Genomic DNA, 22,910 nt, shown 5'->3' with positions numbered 1-22,910 from the left:
CTCGGCAGATGCCGGCGTGGCGGCGCGGCGCCCGGCGGTCAGCTCACCCCGGCCTCCCGCATCTGGCGCAGCTCCTTCTTCAGCTCGCCCACCTCGTCCCGGAGCCGGGCCGCGACCTCGAACTGCAGGTCCGCGGCGGCCGCCCGCATCCGCTCGGTCATCTCCTCGATCAGCTCGGCCAGCTCGGCGGCGGGCCGGTCGGTGGGCGTCGCGCCCTTGCCCGCCTTGGCGCGCTTGCCGCCCTTCGCCGCCTTGCCGCCCAGCTCCGGGACGGGAGCCTTCGCCGTTCCGCCGGAGTCGCCCTTGCGGTAGCCCGTCCCCAGCAGCTCCTGGGTGTCGATCTCCTCGCGCGCGAGGGTCGCCACGATGTCGCCGATCTTCTTCCGCAGCGGCTGCGGGTCGATGCCGTTGGCCTTGTTGTAGGCGAGCTGCTTCTCCCGGCGGCGGTTGGTCTCGTCGATCGCCCGCTCCATCGCCGGGGTGATCTTGTCGGCGTACATATGGACCTGGCCGGAGACGTTCCGCGCCGCGCGCCCGATCGTCTGGATCAGCGCCGAACCGGACCGCAGGAAGCCCTCCTTGTCGGCGTCGAGGATGGAGACCAGGGAGACCTCCGGGAGGTCCAGCCCCTCACGGAGCAGGTTGATGCCGACCAGGACGTCGTACTCGCCCGCCCGCAGCTCGCGCAGCAGCTCCACCCGGCGCAGGGTGTCGACGTCGCTGTGGAGATAGCGGACCTGGATACCCAGCTCCAGGAAGTAGTCCGTGAGGTCCTCGGCCATCTTCTTGGTGAGCGTCGTGACGAGGACCCGCTCGTCCTTCTCGGTCCGTGCCCGGATCTCGTGGACCAGGTCGTCGATCTGCCCGTCGGTGGGCTTGACCACCACCTCCGGGTCCACCAGCCCCGTCGGACGGATGATCTGCTCCACGAAGCCGTCGCCCCGCGCCAGCTCGTACTTCCCGGGGGTCGCCGAGAGGTAGACGGTCTGTCCGACGCGTTCCAGGAACTCCTCCCACTTCAGCGGGCGGTTGTCCATGGCGGACGGCAGCCGGAAGCCGTGCTCGACGAGGGTCCGCTTGCGCGAGGCGTCGCCCTCGTACATCGCGCCGATCTGCGGCACCGTCACATGCGACTCGTCGATGACCAGCAGGAAGTCGTCGGGGAAGTAGTCCAGCAGGGTGTTCGGCGCGGAGCCGGGCTCACGGCCGTCCATGTGCATGGAGTAGTTCTCGATACCGGAGCAGGAGCCGACCTGGCGCATCATCTCGATGTCGTAGGTCGTGCGCATCCGCAGCCGCTGGGCCTCCAGGTGCTTGCCCTGCTTCTCCATCGTGGCAAGGCTGTCGGCCAGCTCCGCCTCGATCCCGGCGATGGCCCGCTCCATCCGCTCGGGACCGGCGATGTAGTGGCTGGCGGGGAAGACGTACAGCTCCTGGTCCTCGCTGATGACCTCGCCGGTCAGCGGGTGGAGGGTGGACAGTGCCTCCACCTCGTCGCCGAACATCTCGATCCGGACGGCCAGCTCCTCGTAGACCGGGAAGATCTCGATGGTGTCGCCGCGCACCCGGAAGGTGCCGCGGGTGAACGCCACGTCGTTGCGGGTGTACTGGATGTCGACGAAGCGGCGCAGCAGCTGATCACGGTCGATCTCGTCGCCGACCTTGAGCGGGACCATGCGGTCGACGTACTCCTGTGGCGTGCCCAGGCCGTAGATGCAGGAGACCGAGGCGACCACGACGACGTCCCGCCGGGTGAGCAGGGAGTTCGTCGCGGAGTGGCGCAGCCGCTCGACCTCTTCGTTGATCGAGGAGTCCTTCTCGATGTACGTGTCGGACTGCGGGACGTACGCCTCGGGTTGGTAGTAGTCGTAGTAGGAGACGAAGTACTCGACGGCGTTGTTCGGCAGCAGCTCGCGGAATTCGTTGGCGAGCTGGGCCGCGAGGGTCTTGTTGGGCGCCATGACGAGCGTCGGGCGCTGCAGCTTCTCGATCATCCACGCGGTGGTCGCCGACTTGCCGGTGCCGGTCGCGCCCAGCAGGACGACATCCTTCTCACCGCCCCGGATGCGCTGCTCCAGCTCGGCGATGGCCGTCGGCTGGTCGCCGCTGGGCTGGTAGGGGCTGACGACCTCGAAAGGCGCCACCGTGCGTTCGATCTTCGATACGGGCCGCATGGAATCCACCGTACGACCCCCCACTGACATCCGGCCGGGAAACCCTTCCGACCAGGGCGTTCGCCCGATCGACGGATCTCGGTGCGGGAGTCGCCCGGGGCCGGCGGAAGACCGGGACGATCACCGGCCCCGTGCTCGGCCCCGGCCCGGGCCGGACGCCATCAGGCGGGAGCGGGCGGGCGGCACGGAGGGACCGGGGCACCGGGGCACGGCCGGCGCCTGAGCCATCCGGAGCCGTGCGGCGACGGCCCGGTTCTGCCGGCCCCGCGGGCCCCGTCCGCCCCTGTGACCGCTCCGCTCCCGCCCGGTTTCCGGAGTGACGCGCCCCGGAATCCAGGGAAGACCAAAACCGGTCACAGGCACGAAGGGTGACGAACCGTCGGCCGGGATGCGGGTTCGCCGCCACTCCGGCAAGTTGGACGGCGCCGGAGCGTCCATCTGTTGCACGGCGATTCCGGACAACCTGTCACCGCGCGCCTCAAACACGGAACACCGGCCACTTCTCGTTCAATCTCTGTCCATCCCTCGCCTCCCTCTCCGTACCCCCCGGCTGCGAACCTCTGGCCGTCCGGCACGGCATCAGGCCACGTCACCCCCGTTCCTCGCACACCTCACACCCGGTCACGTCCACGACGTCCACGAGGAGTCCGTATGCGTCTTCGCACCGCCGCCACCGCCCTCTCCGGCGCGCTCCTGGGTCTGTCCACGCTCGTCCTCCCCCCAACCGCCGCACAGGCCGCCACCGGCGGCCACAGAACCGTGACGGTCGCCCACCGCGGCGCCCCCACCCACGCCCCCGAGAACACCGTGGCCTCCATCGACGAGGCCCACCGGCGCGGCTCCCGCTGGGTGGAGAACGACGTGCAGCGCACCAAGGACGGTCAGCTGATCGTCCTGCACGACACGACGCTCAACCGGACGACCGACGTGGAGAAGGTGTTCCCGGACCGCGCGCCCTGGAAGGTCGCCGACTTCACGCTCAAGGAGATCAAGAAGCTGGACGCGGGCAGCTGGTTCGACGCGAAGTTCGCCGGCGAGCGGGTGCCCACCCTCCAGCAGTACATGAACGCGGTCACCCACAACCACCAGCGGCTCCTGCTGGAGCTGAAGTCTCCGGAGCTGTACCCGGGCATCGAGCTGCAGGTCCTGTCCCAGCTGCGCCGCCAGGGGTGGCTCGACCGTGACCACGTCAAGAACCGCCTGATCATCCAGAGCTTCAACGGTGACGCGGTGAAGACCGTCCACCTGCTGCGGCCGGACATCAAGACCGGCTTCCTCGGCAACCCCACCGTCGCCCAGCTGCCCGAGTACGCACGGTTCTGCGACCAGATCAACCCGTCGTACACGGTGACCACCCCCGAGTACATCAAGGCGGTGCACGCGCTGCGGGGGCCGCACGGCCGTCCGATGGAGGTCTACACCTGGACCGTCGACAACACCGCCACGGCGGTGAAGCTCGCCGGGGCCGGTGCGGACGGCGTCATCAGCAACACCGCGGACACGATCCGCGCCGCGCTGCACAAGAACGGTCTCTGACCTGGCCTTACGCCCTGGCGGGCGGATGCGGGAACGGTCTCCCGGATCCGCCCGCCACCGCGTTGTCAGTGCCACGCCCTACGCTGAGGGCGTGACGGATGCAGCGCAGGAACCAGCGCAGAACCCGCGGCGTGACTGGGCGTGGAGGCGGACGGACTCGCCCGTCGGACCGCTGCTGCTCGCCGCGACGCAGCGGGGGCTGGTCCAGGTGGCCTTCCACGCCGACGAGCGGACGACCCGGCGGGCCCTGGCCCGGCTGGAAGGGATCTTCGGCACGGCTCCGGGCGCGGAGATACCCCACCTGACCCTGGCGGCGGCGGAGCTGGCGGCGTACTTCTCCGGTGTGGCGACGGTGTTCACCGTGCCGCTGGACTGGTCGCTGACCTCGGGGTTCCACGCCCGGGTCCTGCACGCGCTCGCCGCGGGCGTGCCGTACGGCAGCGTCGTCGGCTATCAGGACCTCGCCGACCGGGTCGGTGAGCCGGGCGCCGCCCGGGCGGTCGGCGCGGCGATGGGCGCCAATCCGCTGCCCGTCGTCGTCCCCTGCCACCGGGTGGTGGCCAGTGACGGCGGCATCGGCGGGTTCGGCGGCGGTCTGGAGGCCAAGCGCATCCTGCTGGCCCTGGAAGGCGTCCTGCCCGCTCCCCTGTTCTGAGCGAGCGGCCGCGAGCGGGCGCACGAAAGGCGGCACCATGTCCACGCAGATCGCGCTGTTGCGCGGCATCAACGTCGGAGGGCACAACTCCTTCCCCAAGGCCCGCCAGCTGGAGCTGGCGCGGTCGCTGGGGCTGCGGGAGGTCACCGTCCTGCTGCAGACGGGCAATCTCGTCTTCGCCGATCCGGGCACCCCGCCCGAGGAGACCGCGCGCCTGCTGCACGAGCGGATCCTCGCCGATCTGGGGCTGACGGTGCCGGTGGTGGTCCGTACCGGCGCGGAGTTCGCCGCGGGCGTCGCGGCGAACCCGTACCCGCAGGCGGTGGCGGAGCCGCGGACCCTGCATCTCACGTTCCTGTCCGAGGCGCCCGGTGACACCTCGCGGCTGGACGCCCTGGACGCGGCGGCGTTCGCCCCGGACAGCTTCCGGCTGATCGGGCGGGAGCTGTATCTGCACTGCCCGGACGGCATCGGCCGCTCCAAGCTCGCGCAGGCGGTGAGCCGGGTCCCGCTCGGCGTCGTCGCCACCTCCCGGAACTGGAACACCGTGACCAAGATCCTGGCGCTGACCGGGGTCTGACCTGCGGTTCCGGGGCGCCCCGGCAGGGCCCGCCGTGGTCGGCCAAGGCGGACCCTGCGGTTCAGCGCCAGCCGTAGCGCTCCTGGAGCCGCCGTGCGACGAGGCCGAAGCGGCCCCGGTCCAGGGCGCACGCCTCCCGGCGCATCCCCTGGGGGTGCAGCCGCAGGACCCGGTCCAGATCGACCCACGAGTCACGGCCCGCGCGGTCCCACGGCCCGGCGCCGATGGCTATCCACTCCCGGTCCTGGTCGTGCGGCTTGCTGGACAGCCGCACGGCGAGCAGCGTGCCCGCCGCTTCCCGCGCCACCACCAGCACCGGACGGTCCTTGCCCCGCCCGTCGCCTTCCTCGTACGGCACCCAGGTCCACACGATCTCGCCGGGGTCCGGGTCGCGGTCGGGGTCGGGCGCGTACGCCATCCGTACGGCACCGACGGAGGCGGGCAGGGCGTCCGTCGTCGCGTGGGGGCCGTGGCTGCCGGGGAGCGCCGGGCTGTCGCCGGTCGCGTGGTTCGAAAACGTCACGGGGCCACGCTAACCGCAGCGCCGTGACCGCCCGTCAGGGGCCGGGCGGGACCACGGCCAGGGCCCGTTGTCAGTGGTCGGCCGTACGGTTTTCAGCAGCGGGGAAGGTCAACGGGACCGCCCGGGGAGGGGATCGCCATGTCTGAATCCACGACGTATCTGGAGCTGTCCCAGGAGGGCGGCGGGGCCCACAAGTTCTACGAGGTGTCGGTGAGCGGCACGGACGTCGCGGTCCGCTACGGCCGGATCGGCGCGGCCGGCCAGTCGCAGCGCTCGACGTTCCCGACGGCGGAGAAGGCGCAGGCGGCGGCCGCCAAGAAGATCGGCGAGAAGGTCCGCAAGGGGTACGCCCCGGCGGTCCGGGGACAGCGCGCGGCCCGGCCGGTGACGCGCCGCCAGGTCACCTCGGCGCCGTCGACGGCGCGTGCGGTCGCCCCCGTCCTGTGGCGGTTCCGCACCGGCTCCGCCGCGTTCGGCATCCACGTCGACGCCGACCGCTGCTGGGTCGGCAATCAGAACGGCGATGTCCACACCCTGGGCCACGACGGCGAGGTGCTGGCCCGCTATCAGCTCCCGGCAGGCGTCAAGTGCCTGGTGGCGGACGACTTCTGGATCTATGCGGGCTGCGACGACGGCTCGGTGTACGACCTCTCCTCGAAGCTGCCGTTCGCCGCGTACGACATCGCCCCCGACGTCGACATCTTCTGGCTGGACATCCGCGAGGGCATCCTCCATGTCGCGGACCGCGACGGCGGTCTGACGGTCATCGACCACGAGGACGAGTACCAGTGGTCGCGCCGCAGCAGCGGCAGCGCCGCCTGGATGGTGCGGCGTGACGACCGCGCCGTCCACCACGGCCACAGCCGCGGTGTGACCGCGTACGCCGCCGACGGCAGCCGGGAGCTGTGGCACACGCCCACCCGGGGTGCGGTGCTCTTCGGCTGGCAGGAGGACGCGTCGGTCTACGCCGGCACCGACCGGCGTGTGGTGCAGCGGCTGGCGAAGAAGGACGGCGCGATCGAGGCGACGTACACCTGCGACACGGTCGTCTACTCCTGCGCCACGGCGCCGGGCGGCCGCTACGTCTTCGCGGGCGACTCGGCCTCCTCGGTGTACTGCTTCGCCGCCGACGGGACCCGGCTGTGGAAGCTCGGCACCGGCGGCGGCTCCGCCCTGTCGATGCAGTACCTCGACGAGAAGCTGTACATGGTGACCACCGACGGTTCGCTGGTGTGCGTGGATGCGAGCGAGGCCGCCGTGGCGGCCGCGCGGGCCGGTACGGTCCCCGTCGCCCGGGACGTGAAGTCGGCCGCCGCGCTGCCCACCTACACCCCGTCGGCCACGGTGCAGACGGTGACGGCCACCGCCGCCTCCGGCATCGTCGTGGAGTGCGTCCAGGAGAGCGGGCGGCTGCGGGTGCACGTCGTGTCGGACGGCTTCGAACCGTCCTGGAACGTGCAGTTCCCCCGTCATATACGCCGCCCCGGAGCGCGCTACGTCGTCGACGGCCTCGCACCGGCGTCGGGGGGTTTCTACCGCGTGCGGGGCGAGATCCGGCAGCTGGTCTGAGCCGGTCCCCGGCACGGAGCACTCCACGGCGCCCCGGGGTCAGGCCGGCCCGTTCCAGGCCGGCCGGCGCGGATCGTCCGCCCGTACGACGACGTCCGCGGCGTCGGCCGGGCGGGTCTCGTCCTCGTAGCGCGCGAACGCCGGCAGCGTCCACCGCTCCTCCTGCGGAGTGCGGCGGGCGAGGGCCGCGGCAGACAGCTTGAGGTGCACCGTGAGATCGAAGGGGAACCAATGGCCGAGCAGCAATGGTCCGTGCAGCAGCAGGACACCGCCGGGCGGCAGTGCCACGTAATCGCTGCGGGTGGCCCGGTCGGCGACCGGGTCCCACAGATCCGGCAGGATCTGCCCGGTGCCGCCGGGATCCAGCGGCTGGAACACCTCCCGCCACAGGGCACGCCGGTCGAACCACTCGTCGTGGTAGGCGTCCGGGTCGGTGTGCCCGTACTCCAGCCGCAGCGAGGCGGGGCGGAGGAAACCGTGGGTGTCGACGCGGAGGGCGGCCCGGCCGCGCAGCCGCAGCGCCTCCGTCAGCCGTCCGGCGAGCTGTTCCGGCGCGGCGGCGGGCGCACCGTCGACGGCGATCCGCAGCCAGGCACTGCCGTCCTGCGCCGGGGTGGTGGCGATGCGCTCGGCGAGCGCATCGGTCAGTCGTTCCCAGGTGATCGGATGGAGCCGCACCCCGTCATTGTGCACGGTGGCGGGGCGCGGCCTCCCGGGGATCATCGCGGGAAGGGCCCGCTCCCTTGGTGGAGGCGGGAGATCACCCCGGCCTGGATCACGATGCCCTGCTGCACGGAGCCGCTCACGGAGTTGTGCACATCGCGGACCGACGTGCCGCCCTGCCGGGGCCGCCACTCCTCCTCAAGGGCCGCCAGCTCCTCGGCGGCGTCCGGGTCCTCGCGCAGCAGTCGGCGCAGCTGCCCCCGCCAGACGGCGACGACATCGGCGGCCGACTCCTCGTCCCCGTCCTGCCGGGCGGCGATCAGATCGTCCCGCGACGCATCGAGTTCGCCCCGGAGGGCTTCTTCGTCGTCCGTGCCGCGCCGCCGGGCGAGAAAGGCGGCGAACCGCCCGCGCACCTGCGCCCAGCCGTCGGTCGCCATCTGCTGTACGAGCGTCGTCGCCCCGGCCGTGGCGAGCGCCGTCAACTCCGCGTCCATCGGTGCCCCTTGTCCCCGTTGCCGTTCCGGTGCCGCCGTCGGCGCGGCAGCCGTCCGACCGTACGCCGCGCCGACCGCCCGCGTCACGGGTTCCCGCCCGCAGGGCGGCGGGCGGGCGCCGGGGCTTCCGTGGGTGGGGCCGGGTGGCGGCTCAGGCCTCGTCGGCCCCCGGACGGGCCGCGCCGTGGCGGCTGAGTTCGGCCGCCGCCTCCTTCGTCGCCTCGATGAAGGCCTCCGGCACCTCCGGCATCACCGGCTTCGGCTTGAGCAGCAGCACCGACCCCATGATGGCGCCGTCCCAGATGATGGGCGCCGCGCAGGAGTTCCACCCGGCCATGCACTCCTCGTAGCCCAGGGCGTAGCCGATGTCGCGGACCTCGGCCAGGGAGGCGATCAGCGCGTCGTTGTCCCGGTAGACCCCGGGCCCCGCCTGGTCGGGCACGGGCTCGGCCAACACCCGCTGCTGCACCTTCTGCGGCAGGTAGGCGAGGATCGTCCGGCCGGAGGCGCCGGTGCGCAGCGAGCGCGTCACGGACAGCACGTCGCGGGGCGTCATGCCGAGTTCGGCGAGGTCGGAGTCGCCGACGGCCATGTCGACGCACTGCCGCTGCGCCCCGGAGAACGGCGCCACCATGTAGAGGAACGCCAGGCCGCCGTCGGTGGTCATCCGCAGCTCGCGCAACACCGTCTGTGCGGCGGCGCCGTCGAGGCGGTGGTCGAGGGCGGTGAAGGCGAGCTGGGCCGCCGAGGTGCGCAGCCGGTAGAGGCCGCGGTCGACGCGTTCGAAGATCCGCTGGTAGATGCCGGACTGCAGGATGCGGTAGACGACGGAGTCGTCCAGGCCGGTGAACTCCGCGATCTTGCCGGGTCCGTGGGCGGAGCCGCCGAGTTCGGCGAAGGCGGCCTGGACGAGGAAAACCCGTTCCGCATGGCTGGATCCCGTCGCTCGTGCGGTGTCCCGCGGGCGGCACACGGGCCTCCTGCGGACAGCGGTGCCCTTCGGGGCCGGGCCCGCGGGCAGGGCGGTGGTCGCCGCGACGGCGGCGTCGGGCGCGGTGAGGTGGTTGCCCATCGTGTGCTCTCTCCCCTGGCAGTGGTCAGCGCCCGCAGGCGCGCGGTGGTGGCGGTGCCGTCCGGGCCGGTTTCAGGTCGTGCTGTCCGGCGCGGCGGACCGGCGCCGGACGTCGAGCGTGAGCTTCCCGGTGGGGGTACGGGCGGCCAGATCGCGGTGGGCCTGGGCCGCCCGGTCGAGCGGGTAGCGGGCGCCGGTGAGCGGGGCGAGGGTGCCGGCCTCGACCGCGTCGAACAGCGCCCGCATCGAGGTCGGCAGGGCGGTCCGGTCACCGTAGAGCTGCGGCAGCCAGAAGCCGGAGACGCTCAGGGACCGCTCCATCAGGAGGCGGGTGGACACCTGCGCCAGCTCGCCGCCCGCATAGCCGTACACCGCGAGGCGGCCGCGCGGGGCGACGGCGTCGAGGGTGCGGTGGAAGGTGTCGCCGCCGGTCATCTCCAGGGCCGCGCCGACCGGGCCGCCGGCGGCTTCCAGGATCCGTTCGGTCAGATCGCCGGCGGTGGAGTCGACGGCCGCGTGGGCGCCGAGGTCCACGGCGAGCTTCCGCTTCTCCTCGCTGCCGGCGAGGGCGATGACCTTGACCCCGGCGTGCGCGGCGAGCTGGACGGCCAGCGAGCCGACGCCGCCCGCGGCGGCGGGCACCACCAGCGTCTCCCCCGCGGTGACGCGCAGTGTGGTGAAGAGCAGGTGCCAGGCGCTGTTGCCCTGGAGCGCCAGGGCGACGGCCTGTTCGTCGCCGATGCCGTCGGGGACGTCCCAGGTGACGCGGCGGTGCAGCAGGGCGCGTTCGGCGTAGCCGCCGCCCCGGGAGAGTCCGACGACCCGGCGTCCGTCGTCCGTCGTCCCCATCACCTCGTTGCCGGGGATGTACGGCAGGTCGACCGGTGCCAGGTAGGTGTTGCCCCGGACGTGCATGTCCGCGTAGTTGATTCCGGCGAGGCTCACCTCGACCGCCACATGACCGGCGCGGAGCTCGGGTTCGGGGACCTCCTCGGTCCGCAGCACCTCGGGGCCGCCGAATTCCCGCATCACGATCGCGTGCACGACTCTCCCTCAAGGGTCTCGGTGCTGTGCCCGGACAGGGTAGGCACGCCGTCTGTGTTCGGGCGGCCATCCGACCATTTCGCGCCAACCCCGGTGGGATTACCGGCCCGTTGTGCCACGTCAGACGAGAAAGAACGCCGAGGTATCTCTCCTCGCGAGAAACTACCCATGCGCTTTCTGCCCATTACGCCGTTTTGCATCAGATCTACTCGCCGGTATCGGCGGGGTGGCTCCCGCCGGACCCTCGGATACTTGCGGGTATCGCATGTGATCTCCGCGGCCTACGATCCGGTGTCGTGTCCGCCGTCGCCAGGCCGGGACGGCCGCGCTCCCCTGGGTTGCGCGCACTCCGCCACGGGGCGGTGTCCGCCCACCGGGTGCGCGACGGGTGGACGACGGGGCGCACCACCGGGCGGGTTGCGGGGTGTGCACGGGCTGAGGGGGGTCATGATGCGGAAATCCGTCGGTGTACCGGCGTTCGCGCCGCGGTGTCAGGACGTTCAGCAACCGGAGTTACCCCTGGCGGCGCAGGTCCGCCGAGCGCGCGCAAGACTGTCCGCGCTCCCGTCGTTGTCGGCCTCGTTCACGGCTGTCTCCAGCGCCGTCGTGGCCACCGCGCGGCGCCGGACCCGCCCGGCGGAGGTGCCACCGTTCCTTCCGGCGCCCCTCGCCCGCCCGGCCACCGTGCGCACCTGCGGAGAAAGAGGCTGCCCATGAACACGCCGAACGGCATGAGCGGCGGACTCCACTTCACCCACCCGTATCTCGCCGTGGTGATGGGCGGCGGCGTCGCGGGCCTGCTCGCGGCGGCCGCGCTGTCCGGCCACGCCGATGTGGTGGTCGTCGAGGAGGAAACGGTGTCCCGGGGGCCGGCGTCGCGGCGCGTGCTCCCCCATCCGCGGCAGGCCTCGCTGCTCACCGGCGCGGTTGCCGACACGATCGAGGAGTTGCTGCCCGGCGTGACCGGGCGGCTGCTGGAGGTCGGCGCCCGCCGGTTGCCGCCGACCGCGGACCTCGCCCCCACGGCGAGCCGGATCCGCCGGCGGACACCGTCCGCCACTCTCCTGTCCTCCTCCCACGACCTGCTGGAACGGGTGGTCCGCGAGCAGGTGCTCACTCTGCCCGGGGTGACCCTCATCGACGGCACCGAGGCCGAGGGCCTGACGGGCACGCCGGAGGACGTCACGGGCGTACGGATCCGGGAGACGCTCGGCGGCGAAACCCGGCGCCTCGACGCGGACCTGGTGGTGGACGCCACCGGGCGGCGTTCCCTGACCCCGGAGCGCCTGGTCGCCCTGGGGCTGCCGGAGGTCCGGCGGCTGATGGCGGACGGCGGGTTCACCCAGGCCACCCGCGTCTTCCGCGCCCCTTCCGGGAGCGAGCCCGCCGTACTCAGCGCGGGCCATGACGTCTCCGGGCGGCTGCTCGGCCGCCACGCGACCCTGATCCCGATCGAGGACAGCTGCTGGCTGGTGACGCTCGCGGGCGCGCCGGGCGAGGAGCCGTCGCACACCGCCGACCGGTTCGTCCCGTTCGCCCGTGAGGTGGGGGACGGTTCCATCGGGGAACTCATCGCCACGGCCGAGCCGTTGAGCGAGGTGCGGCTCTCACCGCAGGCGGCCGGTCACCGGCTCCGGTACGAGGAGCTGGCATCCTGGCCCACGGGGTTCGTGGCGCTGGGCGATGCCGTGGCCGCGTTCCCGCCCGCGCACGACCAGGGGCTTTCGGTCACCGCACGCGCCGCGGTGGCGTTGCGCGACGGGCTGCATCGCCACGGTCTGGACGACCCGGCGCTCGCCCGGAACCTGCAGCGGACCATCGGCCGTCTCGTCCATGCGCCGTGGGCGCTCGCCACCGGCCAGGACATACGCCGGCCGGGTGTCGCGGGGCCGCGTCCTTCGGCGGTCGCCCGCCTCGCCCGGGGCTCGGTGCACCGCATGCTGCGTCCGGGCAGCAGCCGGTCCACAGCACGCGACGGTCGCCCGGAACTGACGCCTCCGGCCGCTCTCGGCTCCCGCCCGGGGCGTTCCCCGCTGCCTGGGGGCCGGTTGCCCGTCGTCTCCCCACGCCCCCTGATCACCCCGCCTCCCTCGACGTCCCTCCCGTCAACGGCCCTGCCGCCGGGCCGCGCGGTGTCCCCCACCGAACCGCTCCCGGGCGGCCCGCGCACCCCCGACGGTGAGGCGCCGTCCCGCCCGTCGTCGCCCACGGACGGGACGCCACCCGGCCCGCCTCCGGGGCGGACGCCGCGGCCGTCTTCGGGGCCGGGGGCGGAGCCGGCGGCGGAATGGTGAAGGGCGGCCGTCCTCCTGCCTTCCCCGCCTGCTCCTGGGCGCGCCCCGGGCGCCTCGCCGTCGGCTGACCCGGCGTGTTCGGGCCCGGGCCCTTCGGCGCAGGACGGGCGGACGGGCCTGCTCCGACGGTGCCTCAGCCGCTGGCTTACGGTGGTGGATCCACGGCGGCGTCGAAGAACGGACAGGGGTTGCGGGAACCGGTGGAAGGCGCTGACGGCAGGCTGGCCGCGTACCGCGTGGCGTGCGGCTGGAGGTGCGGAGACGTGCTCGACACCAGTCACGGTCTGATACCTCCGCTGCGGGTGCCGGTCGGCGCGGACCTGAGCGCTGGCGGACGTTCCCGACGGAGCGCACCGTCGTCGTCATCGCCCGGACCGTCACCTCCACCGTCCGGGTGCTCGACGTCCTGGGACCGGTCTTCCGCGACGAGTCACGTGTCGACCTGGTCTTCGCCTTCGACCCCAGCTCCGCCTTCAACGACGGGGTCCACGACCTGATCCGGTGCCAGCCGTGGTCGGCGGCGGTGCGCTGGGCGGCGAGGAGTTCACTGCGCCAGGCGTCCAGCCGGTCCAGCGCCTGCTGCCGGTCGTCGAAGGCCGGGGCCCCCTCGGTGCCGTCCAGCCGCTCGACGTACGTTCCGATGCGCATCCTCGCGGCCATCACGGAGAGGTCGGCCTGTGCGGCGCGGGCCAGGCGGTGGTCCGCCACGCGCCGGACGGCTGCGGTGCGTTCGGGTTCGGGGCCGGTGCGGGTGGCCTGTTCGCGGGCGTGGAGGCGGACGAGGTCGTGGAAGGGGTAGCGGCCGTCGGCCGCTGCGGTGATCAGGCTCGCGCGCTCCAGGCTGTCGAGCTGCTCCTGGAACCTCGGCGGGGGCCGTCCCGGCCCGGGCGGCTGCGGAGGTGGCGTCCCAGCTACGCCCCGGGCGCAGGCCCAGCGGACAGCTCACCGAGGGAGCGGGGCAGGTACCGGTCCTCCACGCCCAGGGCCCGCAGGCACTGGCTCACCCCCGCGGAGATGTCTTCTCCGGCTTCTCTTCGCAGCTCGGCGAAGTCGACGTAAAAGGCGCCGCCGGGGAAGCGGGTCGCGTCCCGGTGTGCCCATCGGCGTGCGGTGGTGCTCTTCCCGACGCCGGCCATACCGCTCAGGACGGCGACGCGCGGGGCGCCGTGTAGGTCGCCGGTCCAGCTGTCGATGACCTCCAGCACCGGCTCGCGGTCCACGAACTGGGCGAGCTCCGGTGGGACCTGGCGTGGTGTGGGGTCTTCGGGGGTGGTGGGGCCTGCCAGATGCCCTCGATCACTCCGGCCTGGATCACCGTGCCCTGGACGGTGCCCGAGACATCGTTCGACACGTTTCCGCCGCTCACGCCGTGTGTCCCCATTCCGGCCTCGCCCTCCCCGTTGTGCCGTGCTCGACTCCGTACGGTGAAACGCTACTTGACACGAGCAGCGGCTCGTCAGGGCTGTGGACAACCGGCGCCGGACGGGTCGGGCGTGCCGAGGAGACGGCGGGCGAGGGCCAGCGTGGCGTCGGGGTTGCGGGCGGGGACGGGGGCGTGGGTGCGGTGGGTGGGGAGGCGTTCCACCTCGGTGACACCACTGTCGGATTCGAGGGCCGGGGCATATCCCGCCGCGCGGAGGGCGTCGAGGGTGTCGGCGGGTGGGCGGCTGCTGACGAGGACGGTGGGGGCGATGGTGCGGAGCCCCAGAGCTCGCAACGCGCGGTGGGCGGCGAGTTCGGCGATGAGGGCCTCGTCGTCGGAACGGAGGCAGCAGGCCGCGGGTACCACCCGCATCCGGCCGTGGGCGCGCGCGGTGTCGTCGACGAGATAGGTGAGGGGCTGTGGCAGCCGGCCGTCGGCCGATGCCGCGGTGAGTGCGGCGAGGAGGTCGGCGGGGCGGTGGCCGCCGTCGAGGGCGCGGCGGACGGATGCGGGGGTGAAGCGCCAGGTGACGGCGTGGCCCTCGGATTCGCGGTCGGCGGTGGTGGCGAGCAGATCGGTGAGGGCGGTGGTGGGGCGGCCGGGGACAACGGCGGTCAGGTCGGCCTGGAAGTGGGCCTGGTCGAGGGGTGCCGGCAGCAGGTCGTGGAGTGCCGCGCCGAGGTTCCGGGGGTCGGCGAGGAGGGCTTCGCCGAGCGGGGTGAGTGTGCCGTGGGCGACGAGCCCGAGGTAGGCGGCCTCGTGGAGGGTGTGGGCGGCGCGGGCCTCGATCTGGGGCTGGGCGTCGAAGGCGAGGGGGCGGTGCCAGCGGGCGGCGTCGAGGAGTCCCCGCAGGGGGGTGTCTGCGGTGGTGCCGTCGGCGGGTTGCGACGCGTCGGGCAGTGGTGGGAGGGGGGCGCCGCTGCCGAGGGGGACGGCGGCGAGCGCGGCCAGCAGCGCGTGCCGGAGGGCAGGGGCGTGCCGGTCGTGGCCGCGGACGAGGGCGGTCGGGGTTTCGCCGTACGGGGTGTAGGTGGGCAGGCCCCACAGGGATGACCAGGCGGTGAGCAGCGGGGCGAGGCGTTCGCCGGAGGTGTGGGTGAGCCAGTCGTCGTAGGCGGCGGTAGGGAGGGCGGTGATGCCGGAGGGGGTGCGGGTGAGGGCGATGAGGCCGGCGGCGAGGGCGAGGTCGAGGAGGAGGCGGGTGTGTGCCTCGGTGGCTCCGGCGGCCTTGGCGAGGCGTTTGGTTTCGCGGACGGTGAGGCCGCCGGTTTTGCGGAGCGCGGCGGGCTGGGTGGCGAGGGCGGCGAGCAGCCGTTCGGCGGTGGTGGCGAGGGTGGCTGCCGCGGCGGCCGATTCGTCGCGGAGGGCGGTGGGGGTGAGGGGGCTGGTGCCGGGCCGGGCGGGGTGCGGGGTGGGGCGTGGCGGGGCCGCGGTGAACGGTCCGAGGGGCACGGCTGCCAGGAGTTGTGCGGTCCGGGGCGGGACGACGATGTGGCCGTCCTCGGTGCGGGCGGCGATTCCGTCGTCGCAGAGGGAGCGCAGGGCTGCTTCGGCCGTGGCCCGGGCGGGGCCGGAGGTGGCTCCGAGGGCGGTGCGGGTGGCGTCGGGCGCCACGGGTGCGCTGGCCAGCCGGGCGAAGGAGAGCCGGTGTGCCATGAGGGACTGGTAGTCGGCGCCGGACGAGGGGGCGGCGGGGGCCGGTGCGTCCTGGTCGGCGCGGTCCTGGCTGATGCGGGCGGTGGTGGCGAGGACCTGGAGTCTCGGATGGTCGAGGTGCAACACCAGGTGGTGGAGGGTTTCGTACGACCACAGCGCGGTGGCGAGGTCCCGTAGGCCGGTGGCGGCGGGGCGCAGGGAGAGCGGGGTCGCGTGCCGGGTGAGGAGCGCGGCGAGCTGCTCGGGGGTGCGCTGTGCGAGGGAGCGGGTGAGTGTGTCGAGTCCTTCCACCGTGTTGAGGTTAGTCATCGCGTGAGGAGGTTGCGGAGGGCGGTCAGGGGGTCGGGGTCGGCGGGGCCGGTGGGCCACCAGATCTCGGCTCCGGGGTCGGATTCGTAGGGGTACCAGCGGCCGTCGTGGCCGAAGCGGAGCTGGTGGCGGCGGTCGGGGTCGGTGAGGCGGTTGTGCTCGGGGCGCAGGGGTGGGTGGCCCGCGGCGAGCAGGGCGCTGCGGGCGCGGTCGAAGTCTCCGGCGGGCGGGTCCCAGGGGTCTTCGAGGACGGCGAGCCCTTCGCGTCCGCCCTGGCGCCATGCGGCGACGGAGCGGGCGACGTCCTCGGTGCTGCGGCCGGTGGCGGCGGCGAGGTCGCGGAAGAGGGCGCGGGTGGCGGAGGTGAGCCCGGCGGTGGGGTGTGCGGTCGCCGCGAGGCGGAGGGCGTCCTGCCAGGGGGTGAGTGCGGCTGCCGGGTCGGACTCCGAACGGCGCCGGGTGGCGGATCGCCCGAGGGCGGTCAGGCGGGAGTGGGCCCGGGCGGCGGTGTCGGTGGCGAGGAACGCGACAGCGGCGGGGTCGAAGGGCAGGCCGGTGCCGTCGGGGAGCGCCGGGCCGGATCCTGGCGCGTCGGGAAGCGGCACGGGTGGGGGGAGCGGCGGACGGGGGCGGTCGGCGAGGGCGTCGCGGGCGAGCACCCGCCGGGTGTGCGCGGGCCGGGGTGCGGGGTCGCGGGGCGCACCGTGCCGGGGTACGGAGGGGGCTGCGCCCTCCGGCCTCGCCGGGAGCGGGCTCGCGGGAGTCTCCCGACGCGATGCGAGGTCGGCGGGAGGGACCGGGCCGTGGAGTTCCGGCCGGGCCTCGGCCGGGGGCGGCGGCAACACCGGGCGGGATCGGCGTACTTCGTGAGGGTGACCGGTCCCCTGGGGTTCGTCGGCGCCCCGTCGGGCTTCGTGGTGCTCGGGCTTCGGGTGGGTCTCGCGGGCGGTGTGGACGGCGCTGCGGCGGGTGAGGTCGTCGAGGAGTTCGCGTTCGCCCCGGCCGCGCATGAGCAGCAGGACGAAGGGGTCCGCGTCCAGGAGGCGGGCCACATGACAGCAGAGGGCGGCGGCGTGCTTGCAGGGGCGTCCGTGGTCGGGGCAGGAGCAGCGGGGGGTGAGGTCTCCGGGCCCCGGCAGCAGCGGAACGGTGCCGTCCGCGAGGGTTTCGGGGAGCTTCTTGGCAAGGAGTGCGGCCAGTTGGGCCGGTTGGGCGGCGACGGTCTCCAGGAGCGTGTCCCACTCCTCGTCCGGGAGTGCGCGGAGGCGGATCTCGGCGCTGTAGGGGCGCGGTCGGCTGCCGCGGACGGTGGCGAGGATGCGCCCGGGGGTGATGTTGACGGTGTCGACGTGGCCGTCGCGGGCGTAGGCGCGGCCGCGGGCCAGCCGCGCGGGGTCCAGGGCGGTGGTTTCGAGGGCGTCGAGCCAGGCGTGGCCCCACCAGGTGGTGGCGAAGGTGTCGCCCGTGGTGTGCGGTGGCAGCGGCGGAAAGGTGCGGGAGCGGTCGGCGCGGGCGAGGCGGTCCGCGGCTGCTCTGCGCCCGGCATCGGCGTGCCGGCCGCGGAACGGCGCGGCGCCGGGGACTCCCGTCCGGCCGGCCGGACGGCGGCGGGGGCCGGCGAACGGGTCGGGGTGTCCGGAGGTGGGGCGGGGGCTCATGCGGGCCTCCGGAGTGAGACGAGGTCGGCGAGATCGGCGTCGGACAGTTCGGTGAGTGCGGTCTCCCCGGCGGAGAGCACCGCGTCGGCGAGTGCTCTCTTGGCGGTGAGGAGGTCGGCGATGTTGTCCTCGACGGTGCCCTCGGTGATGAGGCGGTGCACCTGGACGGGCTGGGTCTGGCCGATGCGGTAGGCGCGGTCGGTGGCTTGCTCCTCCACCGCCGGGTTCCACCAGCGGTCGTAGTGGATCACGTGGCCGGCGCGGGTGAGGTTCAGTCCGGTGCCCGCGGCCTTGAGGGAGAGCAGGAAGACCGGGACGTCGCCGGACTGGAAGCGGTCGACCATCTCCTCGCGTCGGGCGACGGGGGTGCCTCCGTGCAGCAGTTGGTTCGGGATGCCGCGGGTGCGCAGGTGGTGTTCGAGCAGCCGGGCCATTTCGACGTACTGGGTGAAGATCAGGGTCGCGCCGCCCTCGGCGAGGATGGTGGCGAGCAGTTCGTCGAGGAGTTCGAGCTTGCCGGAGCGGGCGACGAGTCCCGGCGCTGCCTCCTTGAGGTACTGGGCGGGATGGTTGCAGATCTGCTTGAGGGCGGTGAGCAGCTTCATGATCAGGCCGCGGCGGGCGATGCCTTCCGCGCCCTCGATGGCGGCGAGCGTTTCCCGGACGACCGCTCGGTAGAGGGCGGCCTGTTCGCGGCCGAGCGCCACCGGGTGGTCCGTCTCGGTCTTGGGCGGGAGTTCCGGGGCGATGCCGGGGTCGGACTTTCTGCGGCGCAGGATGAACGGCCGCACGATCCGCGCGAGGCGCTCCGCGGCCCCGGGGACTTCACCGCCCTCGACGTCTCGGGCGTGCAGCGCGCGGAAGGTCTTGAGGGGCCCCAGGAGGCCGGGGGTGGTCCAGTCGAGGAGGGCCCAGAGTTCGGAGAGGTTGTTCTCCACGGGGGTGCCGGTGAGGGCGATGCGGGCGGGCGCCTTGATGCCGCGCAGCGCTCTGGCGGTGCCGGAGTTGGGGTTCTTGACGTGCTGGGCCTCGTCGGCGACGACCCATGCCCAGGGGTGGTCGGCCAGTTGTGCGGCGCTGCTGCGCATCGTCCCGTAGGTGGTGAGGACGAATCCGCTCTCCGCGCCGGCGAGGCTGCGTCCCGCTCCGTGGAAGCGGCGTACGGGGGTGCCGGGCGCGAAGCGTTCGATCTCGCGCTGCCAGTTGCCCAGGAGAGAGGCGGGGCAGACGACGAGCACCGGGTCGGCGGGGCGTCGATGGAGGTGGAGGGCGATGACGGTGATGGTCTTCCCCAGGCCCATGTCGTCGGCGAGGCAGCCGCCGAGGCCGAGGGTGGTCATGGTGTCGAGCCAGGTCATACCGCGGAGCTGGTAGTCGCGGAGGGTGGCGCGGAGCGCGGGGGGCTGCGGCAGGAGCTGGGTGGGGTCGGTGAGGCGGTCGCGCAGCGCGGCGAGCGCCCCCAGGGGGACGACCTCCACCTCTTCGCCGTCGATGTCCGTGGTGCCGTTGAGAGTGGCGGCGAGGGCGTCGGCCGGGTTCAGGAGGCCGAGCTCCCGTTTGCGGGCCTTACGGACGAGGGCGGGGTCGACCGGGACCCACCGGTCGCGCAGTCTGACCATGGGGCGGTGCGCCTCGGCGAGCTCGTCCATCTCGGCCTCGGTGAGCGGCACCCCGTCCATGGCCAGCTGCCAGCGGAACTGCAGGAGTTGGTCGGTGTCGAAGAAGCCGAATCCGTCGGCGGCGGTACCGGGGGCGGGGCGCAGTACCGCAGTGGCCGTGAGGCCACGGGCCAGCTCTCTGGGCCAGTGGACGGCCACGCCGGCGGCTTTCAGCCGGGTCGCCACCGCGCCGAGCAGATCGGTGAGTTCGTCTTCGTCGAGCGGGAGGACGTCCGGCGCCGGCCGGTCGAGGAGTCGGCCGAGCGGGGCCCAGATCCGTGCGGCGCGGCGGAGCGCGAGGAGGGTGTCGACGCGGGAGCGGGGGCCGAAGTGATCGGCGACGTCGCCGTCCCACAGGTCTGCCGCGTCGGTCACCAGGGTGGGGTCGGTGAGGCTGTGGACCTGGAGGACGGCCGCGGCGGCGTTCCGCTCGGGCCCCAGGTCCTCCGCGTCGTGTCCGTCCGTGGGCGACGGTGCGTCGCGGCTGTCGAAGAGCCGGTGCGGGGCGAGGTCCAACCGGAGGGAGAGGCGTACCCCGGCGTCCGCACCGGCCGCGGTTTCGGCCGCCCATTCCCGCGCGCCGGGGATGGCCTGCGGCTCCTGGGCGGCGAAGGCGGGCCCGGCCAGGAGCGCGGCGCCCGGTGTGCGCGGCAGCGTGTCGGTGACGGCATCGACGAAGAGCGGGACGAGCGCTACCGGGTCGGGGAGCTGGAGAGGGCGGGTGGCCGGCAGGGGTGTCGCGTAGGCCTCGCCGGGCATGGCCGCGGCGATGGCGGCGAGGTGGGCGGCGTCGTCCGGGTCGAGCGGCCCGGCACGCCAGGCGTCGAGGTCACGTTCGGTGAGGCCGGGCAGCAGCCGTCCGCGTGCCGCGAGGTGCAACGCGTGGTGGGCGGCGGCGCCCCAGCAGGCGGCCGCCGGGTGGGCCCCGGGGTCGTGCCGGGCATCGAGCAGCAGGGGAAGCGCGTCCGCGATCGGCAGGAGGACGGCGGGGACCGTGCGGCTCCGTGCGCCGGTGCCGTGCCGTCGGGCGACGGTCAGCTGCGCGGTGCCGCCGGACGGGCCGTCGCCCGGCGGCGCCCCGGCTCCTCGTTCTCCGCTGTCTCCGTCGGCCTCCCTGCAGGGGAGCGGCGCACCGTCCGGCCGCCAGAACGCGACGGTTCCGGTCCGTGGCGGCGAGCCGGGCAGGAAGATCGCGGCGCACGTCGTCACCCCGCGCAGCGCTCCTCCCTCAGGCGAAGGCGTCCTCGGGAAGGCGCCGACGGCCGAACCGGCGTGCCCCGCTCGCCCATCGTCCGCCGCCATGCCTACCTCTGCTTGCTGATCACTCGCTGTCACCCACCTCGCCGGTTCGACGGCTTCCGTCCGCCACACGGCTCCAGCCTGCGAGTCTACGGTCGTCCGCACTGCCCCTCCTCCCCCGCTTCGCTTCCGCCCCCGTCACCCCGACGCGAGCACTCATCCTCCGCGGATCGCAGCGAGCGATCCACCGCCGATGGAACCAGACACCACTGACAACAGCCCCTGAGCTGCACTTTCACCGGCCCGCTCCCCCGCGCACCCATGCGCGCACCCGCCGCACCGGCCGCCCCCTCGCGAAGGTTTTCCACAGCCCGCGAAAGGCCTCGCACATCGACGACAAAGAGATTACAGTGAGTCACGAAATCACTTTCCGTAACCAAGTCGTCTCGTTGAGGAGATGCTCATGTACGCCCATCGCACCGCCGCGCCCACCATGCCCACCACCGAACAGCACGCGGCGGCGGAGGCATTCCGGTCCGGCTCACACCTCGTGATCCAGGCAGGCGCCGGGACGGGTAAGACCACGACCCTCGCCATGCGTCAACCGCTTCTGCCAATCCGCGGACCCCGACCTCGGACACCACTCCTCACCGGAGCGCCGTGGCGCACCACGGAAATCACTCCGGTCCGGGCGCCTCGGGCGATCCTCTGCCGGTCCAACGCGGGCGCGATGCGAGAGGTGATACGGCAGTTGGTGACGGGCCGCAGGGTGGCGCTCGCCGACGGCAGCGAGGTGCTCCGCGCCCTGGCGCAGGCGGCCCACGATCCGGAGCCGGGCCGGTCGACCGCGCACCTTCACGGAGCCCGATGATCTGGAAGAGCACGACGATCACGGGATACCGCTCCCCGGCCCGTAGATCCCGACGATGCCCGCCTCGCCTACGTGGCGGTGACCCGAGCACGCTCCCGGCTCGGCATCGGCGGACTGTCCTGGATCAACAGGCACCCGGCCGCCCCCCTGACCCACGTCCGTGCTCCCGCGAGGGGCGGGGCGCTGATCGGAGGACAGTTTGGACGACCTACAGGACACATCACTTACGAGTCACCTCGGCGCGCGCCTCACCGACCGCCCTCGCTCGGACTCACCTCCCTACAGAGGGCGACGTAGCGCTACGCACTGATGAGTGACGCCCCCACGATTCAGGAGCACCATGGAGGCGGGAGATGGATGGCAATGCGCACGGGAAATGAGCCCCTTCACGCACGGAGCCCGCTGAAAATCCGCTTCGGACTGATCATCTGGGGGCTGGTCTGGGCCGTCGCCGGAACCGTGGCTTTCGTCATGGCCGGCCGACCCGGCTGGGCAGCCGCCTGCGCCGCCCTGGCCGTGGTGATCCTGATGGACCTGGCCATGGTCATCCGCCACATCCACCAGGGTCCGCACTACCAGCCGGGCAAGGACATACCGCCCTACGAGCCCGACCACGGTCGGAACAGAGCACTCTCCCGGCCTCGCCCCTCAGGGCCACAGGGGCGAGCTCGCCCGTAGCGCACCACGCTTGTGTCCCGTCCATGTCATTCCCTGAGGAAAGGAGGAAGGCCCGAAAGGAGACCGGGCCCACCTCGGGACACCCGGAGCACGCGGATCAGGCGGCGGGAGCAGGCGGCAGATCGGGGCCGCCGTCAGTACCGGTGCCGAAGCGGGCTGCCTGGAGGAAGTCGGGCCTCGGTTCGAGAGCCGCGGCCAGCCGGAAGTGGCGCTGCGCCTCTTCCGGGCGGCCGGCCCGCTCGAAAGTGCGCGCCAGGGCGAAGTGCGCGAACGCGTTGTCCGGTTCACGCTCCAGCACGGTCTGGAACTCCAGCTCCGCCGGACGGAGTTGAGCGGCGAGAAAGTAGGAGCGAGCCCGCAGCAGCCGCGCCGCGGTGTTCTCCGGGTGCGCCGCGATGACCGAATCGAGCAGCCGGATCGCTCCACGGGGATCGCGGATATCCAGCAGCTGCTCCGCAGCGCGGTAATCGATGACATAGGTCTCGGGGCTGCGCTCTTGCACGGCTGCCTCCTTCCAGTGGGCACCGGATGCCCCTTCTGGGCCACCCGGTCGGATTCTCACCGGACAACGACAACGCCTGCCGCTGCATTCCCGGCGGACGGCCAACAGATGAGACACCGGCGCCTGCGCTTGGCCGTGGCACACCCGAGGCCGAGACGAGCGCGACACGGGGAGGGGCGGGAGGGGGAGGGGGAGGGGGGGGAGCCCCCCGAAGTCAGGGCCCCCCCCCCCCCCCCCCCCCCCCCCCCACCCCCCCCCCCCCCGCCCCCCCCCCCCCGGGCGCGGGGGGGGGGGGGGCAAACCCAAAAC

General features: G+C 73.3%; 18 protein-coding genes. 7 read left to right on the top strand and 11 right to left on the bottom strand.

Translation table 11 applies throughout. The features are described from left to right. Positions 1 to 38 precede the first annotated feature (38 nt). Complete coding sequence (gene uvrB, locus ACF1BH_RS26610; RefSeq protein ID WP_391646369.1) at positions 39 to 2,174, bottom strand: excinuclease ABC subunit UvrB; 2,136 nt, start codon at positions 2,172 to 2,174, stop codon at positions 39 to 41. A 651-nt stretch (positions 2,175 to 2,825) separates the two neighbouring features. On the opposite strand from uvrB, the gene ACF1BH_RS26605 reads away from it, so the two are divergent. The 3 genes from ACF1BH_RS26605 to ACF1BH_RS26595 all read left to right on the top strand — a co-directional run bounded on the left by ACF1BH_RS26605 (position 2,826) and on the right by ACF1BH_RS26595 (position 4,945). Then, positions 2,826 to 3,710: a glycerophosphodiester phosphodiesterase gene (locus ACF1BH_RS26605; protein WP_391646367.1), complete on the top strand. Its 885-nt coding sequence runs from the start codon at positions 2,826 to 2,828 to the stop codon at positions 3,708 to 3,710. 91 nt (positions 3,711 to 3,801) lie between these two features. Next, positions 3,802 to 4,365 (top strand): methylated-DNA--[protein]-cysteine S-methyltransferase, encoded by a 564-nt coding sequence (locus tag ACF1BH_RS26600; RefSeq protein ID WP_391646365.1) that lies wholly within the window; start codon positions 3,802 to 3,804, stop codon positions 4,363 to 4,365. 37 nt (positions 4,366 to 4,402) lie between these two features. Further along, on the top strand, positions 4,403 to 4,945 hold the full coding sequence (locus tag ACF1BH_RS26595) for a DUF1697 domain-containing protein (RefSeq protein WP_391646363.1): 543 nt from the start codon (positions 4,403 to 4,405) through the stop codon (positions 4,943 to 4,945). Positions 4,946 to 5,006: 61 nt separating this feature from the next. Here ACF1BH_RS26595 and ACF1BH_RS26590 read toward each other — a convergent pair whose 3' ends face one another. Continuing rightward, a complete protein-coding gene (locus ACF1BH_RS26590) occupies positions 5,007 to 5,468 on the bottom strand; it encodes a type II toxin-antitoxin system PemK/MazF family toxin (RefSeq protein ID WP_391646361.1) in 462 nt (153 codons plus the stop codon). A 138-nt stretch (positions 5,469 to 5,606) separates the two neighbouring features. On the opposite strand from ACF1BH_RS26590, the gene ACF1BH_RS26585 reads away from it, so the two are divergent. Next, positions 5,607 to 7,037 carry a WGR domain-containing protein gene (locus ACF1BH_RS26585; RefSeq protein ID WP_391646359.1) on the top strand — a complete coding sequence of 477 codons (1,431 nt, stop codon included), beginning with the start codon at positions 5,607 to 5,609 and terminating at the stop codon, positions 7,035 to 7,037. Between the two features lie 39 nt (positions 7,038 to 7,076). Here ACF1BH_RS26585 and ACF1BH_RS26580 read toward each other — a convergent pair whose 3' ends face one another. From ACF1BH_RS26580 to ACF1BH_RS26565, 4 genes are all read right to left on the bottom strand, one after another. After that, positions 7,077 to 7,715, bottom strand: coding sequence for a uridine kinase (locus ACF1BH_RS26580; RefSeq protein ID WP_391646357.1), 639 nt, complete (start codon positions 7,713 to 7,715; stop codon positions 7,077 to 7,079). Between the two features lie 41 nt (positions 7,716 to 7,756). After that, positions 7,757 to 8,197 carry a hypothetical protein gene (locus ACF1BH_RS26575; protein WP_391646355.1) on the bottom strand — a complete coding sequence of 147 codons (441 nt, stop codon included), beginning with the start codon at positions 8,195 to 8,197 and terminating at the stop codon, positions 7,757 to 7,759. Between the two features lie 151 nt (positions 8,198 to 8,348). Beyond that, positions 8,349 to 9,269: an IclR family transcriptional regulator C-terminal domain-containing protein gene (locus ACF1BH_RS26570; protein ID WP_391646353.1), complete on the bottom strand. Its 921-nt coding sequence runs from the start codon at positions 9,267 to 9,269 to the stop codon at positions 8,349 to 8,351. A gap of 72 nt (positions 9,270 to 9,341) precedes the next feature. Beyond that, positions 9,342 to 10,313, bottom strand: a complete 972-nt coding sequence (locus tag ACF1BH_RS26565; RefSeq protein WP_391646351.1) for a zinc-binding alcohol dehydrogenase family protein — start codon at positions 10,311 to 10,313, stop codon at positions 9,342 to 9,344. Positions 10,314 to 11,026: 713 nt separating this feature from the next. Between ACF1BH_RS26565 and ACF1BH_RS26560 the strand changes: the two genes are divergently transcribed. Next, a complete protein-coding gene (locus tag ACF1BH_RS26560; protein ID WP_391646349.1) occupies positions 11,027 to 12,607 on the top strand; it encodes an FAD-dependent oxidoreductase in 1,581 nt (526 codons plus the stop codon). A gap of 911 nt (positions 12,608 to 13,518) precedes the next feature. On the opposite strand, the gene ACF1BH_RS26555 is transcribed toward ACF1BH_RS26560, so the two are convergent. The 4 genes from ACF1BH_RS26555 to ACF1BH_RS26540 form a co-directional block, all read right to left on the bottom strand. Then, the gene (locus ACF1BH_RS26555; RefSeq protein ID WP_391646347.1) at positions 13,519 to 13,827 is read right to left on the bottom strand and encodes a hypothetical protein; all 309 of its coding nucleotides are present in this window, start codon (positions 13,825 to 13,827) and stop codon (positions 13,519 to 13,521) included. Between the two features lie 236 nt (positions 13,828 to 14,063). Beyond that, entirely contained in the window at positions 14,064 to 15,995 is a 1,932-nt protein-coding gene (locus tag ACF1BH_RS26550; RefSeq protein ID WP_391646345.1) for a helicase-associated domain-containing protein, read from the bottom strand. Continuing rightward, complete coding sequence (locus ACF1BH_RS26545; protein ID WP_391646343.1) at positions 15,992 to 17,653, bottom strand: SWIM zinc finger family protein; 1,662 nt, start codon at positions 17,651 to 17,653, stop codon at positions 15,992 to 15,994. Before ACF1BH_RS26545 ends, ACF1BH_RS26550 begins: the two co-directional genes overlap by 4 nt. Beyond that, on the bottom strand, positions 17,650 to 20,613 hold the full coding sequence (locus ACF1BH_RS26540) for a DEAD/DEAH box helicase (RefSeq protein WP_391646340.1): 2,964 nt from the start codon (positions 20,611 to 20,613) through the stop codon (positions 17,650 to 17,652). Before ACF1BH_RS26540 ends, ACF1BH_RS26545 begins: the two co-directional genes overlap by 4 nt. Before the next feature lie 667 nt (positions 20,614 to 21,280). On the opposite strand from ACF1BH_RS26540, the gene ACF1BH_RS26535 reads away from it, so the two are divergent. Together ACF1BH_RS26535 and ACF1BH_RS26530 are read left to right on the top strand one after the other, a co-directional pair. After that, on the top strand, positions 21,281 to 21,421 hold the full coding sequence (locus ACF1BH_RS26535; protein WP_391646338.1) for a hypothetical protein: 141 nt from the start codon (positions 21,281 to 21,283) through the stop codon (positions 21,419 to 21,421). A gap of 357 nt (positions 21,422 to 21,778) precedes the next feature. After that, positions 21,779 to 22,099 (top strand): DUF6343 family protein, encoded by a 321-nt coding sequence (locus tag ACF1BH_RS26530; RefSeq protein ID WP_391646336.1) that lies wholly within the window; start codon positions 21,779 to 21,781, stop codon positions 22,097 to 22,099. Between the two features lie 97 nt (positions 22,100 to 22,196). On the opposite strand, the gene ACF1BH_RS26525 is transcribed toward ACF1BH_RS26530, so the two are convergent. Then, positions 22,197 to 22,601 carry a tetratricopeptide repeat protein gene (locus ACF1BH_RS26525; protein WP_391646334.1) on the bottom strand — a complete coding sequence of 135 codons (405 nt, stop codon included), beginning with the start codon at positions 22,599 to 22,601 and terminating at the stop codon, positions 22,197 to 22,199. Between the last annotated feature and the right edge of the window lie 309 nt (positions 22,602 to 22,910).

This window comes from Streptomyces sp. NPDC014733, from assembly GCF_043083385.1.
In the GTDB taxonomy this organism is placed as follows: Bacteria; Actinomycetota; Actinomycetes; order Streptomycetales; family Streptomycetaceae; genus Streptomyces.
This window is presented reverse-complemented; position numbering and strand designations above follow the sequence as displayed.

Coding starts and splice junctions, on each gene's coding strand:
- uvrB (WP_391646369.1), bottom strand. CDS start 2,174: ATGCGGCCCGTATCGAAGATCGAACGCACGGTGGCGCCTTTCGAGGTC.
- ACF1BH_RS26605 (WP_391646367.1), top strand. CDS start 2,826: ATGCGTCTTCGCACCGCCGCCACCGCCCTCTCCGGCGCGCTCCTGGGT.
- ACF1BH_RS26595 (WP_391646363.1), top strand. CDS start 4,403: ATGTCCACGCAGATCGCGCTGTTGCGCGGCATCAACGTCGGAGGGCAC.
- ACF1BH_RS26585 (WP_391646359.1), top strand. CDS start 5,607: ATGTCTGAATCCACGACGTATCTGGAGCTGTCCCAGGAGGGCGGCGGG.
- ACF1BH_RS26575 (WP_391646355.1), bottom strand. CDS start 8,197: ATGGACGCGGAGTTGACGGCGCTCGCCACGGCCGGGGCGACGACGCTC.
- ACF1BH_RS26570 (WP_391646353.1), bottom strand. CDS start 9,269: ATGGGCAACCACCTCACCGCGCCCGACGCCGCCGTCGCGGCGACCACC.
- ACF1BH_RS26560 (WP_391646349.1), top strand. CDS start 11,027: ATGAACACGCCGAACGGCATGAGCGGCGGACTCCACTTCACCCACCCG.
- ACF1BH_RS26550 (WP_391646345.1), bottom strand. CDS start 15,995: ATGACTAACCTCAACACGGTGGAAGGACTCGACACACTCACCCGCTCC.
- ACF1BH_RS26545 (WP_391646343.1), bottom strand. CDS start 17,653: ATGAGCCCCCGCCCCACCTCCGGACACCCCGACCCGTTCGCCGGCCCC.
- ACF1BH_RS26540 (WP_391646340.1), bottom strand. CDS start 20,613: ATGGCGGCGGACGATGGGCGAGCGGGGCACGCCGGTTCGGCCGTCGGC.
- ACF1BH_RS26535 (WP_391646338.1), top strand. CDS start 21,281: ATGCGAGAGGTGATACGGCAGTTGGTGACGGGCCGCAGGGTGGCGCTC.
- ACF1BH_RS26530 (WP_391646336.1), top strand. CDS start 21,779: ATGGCAATGCGCACGGGAAATGAGCCCCTTCACGCACGGAGCCCGCTG.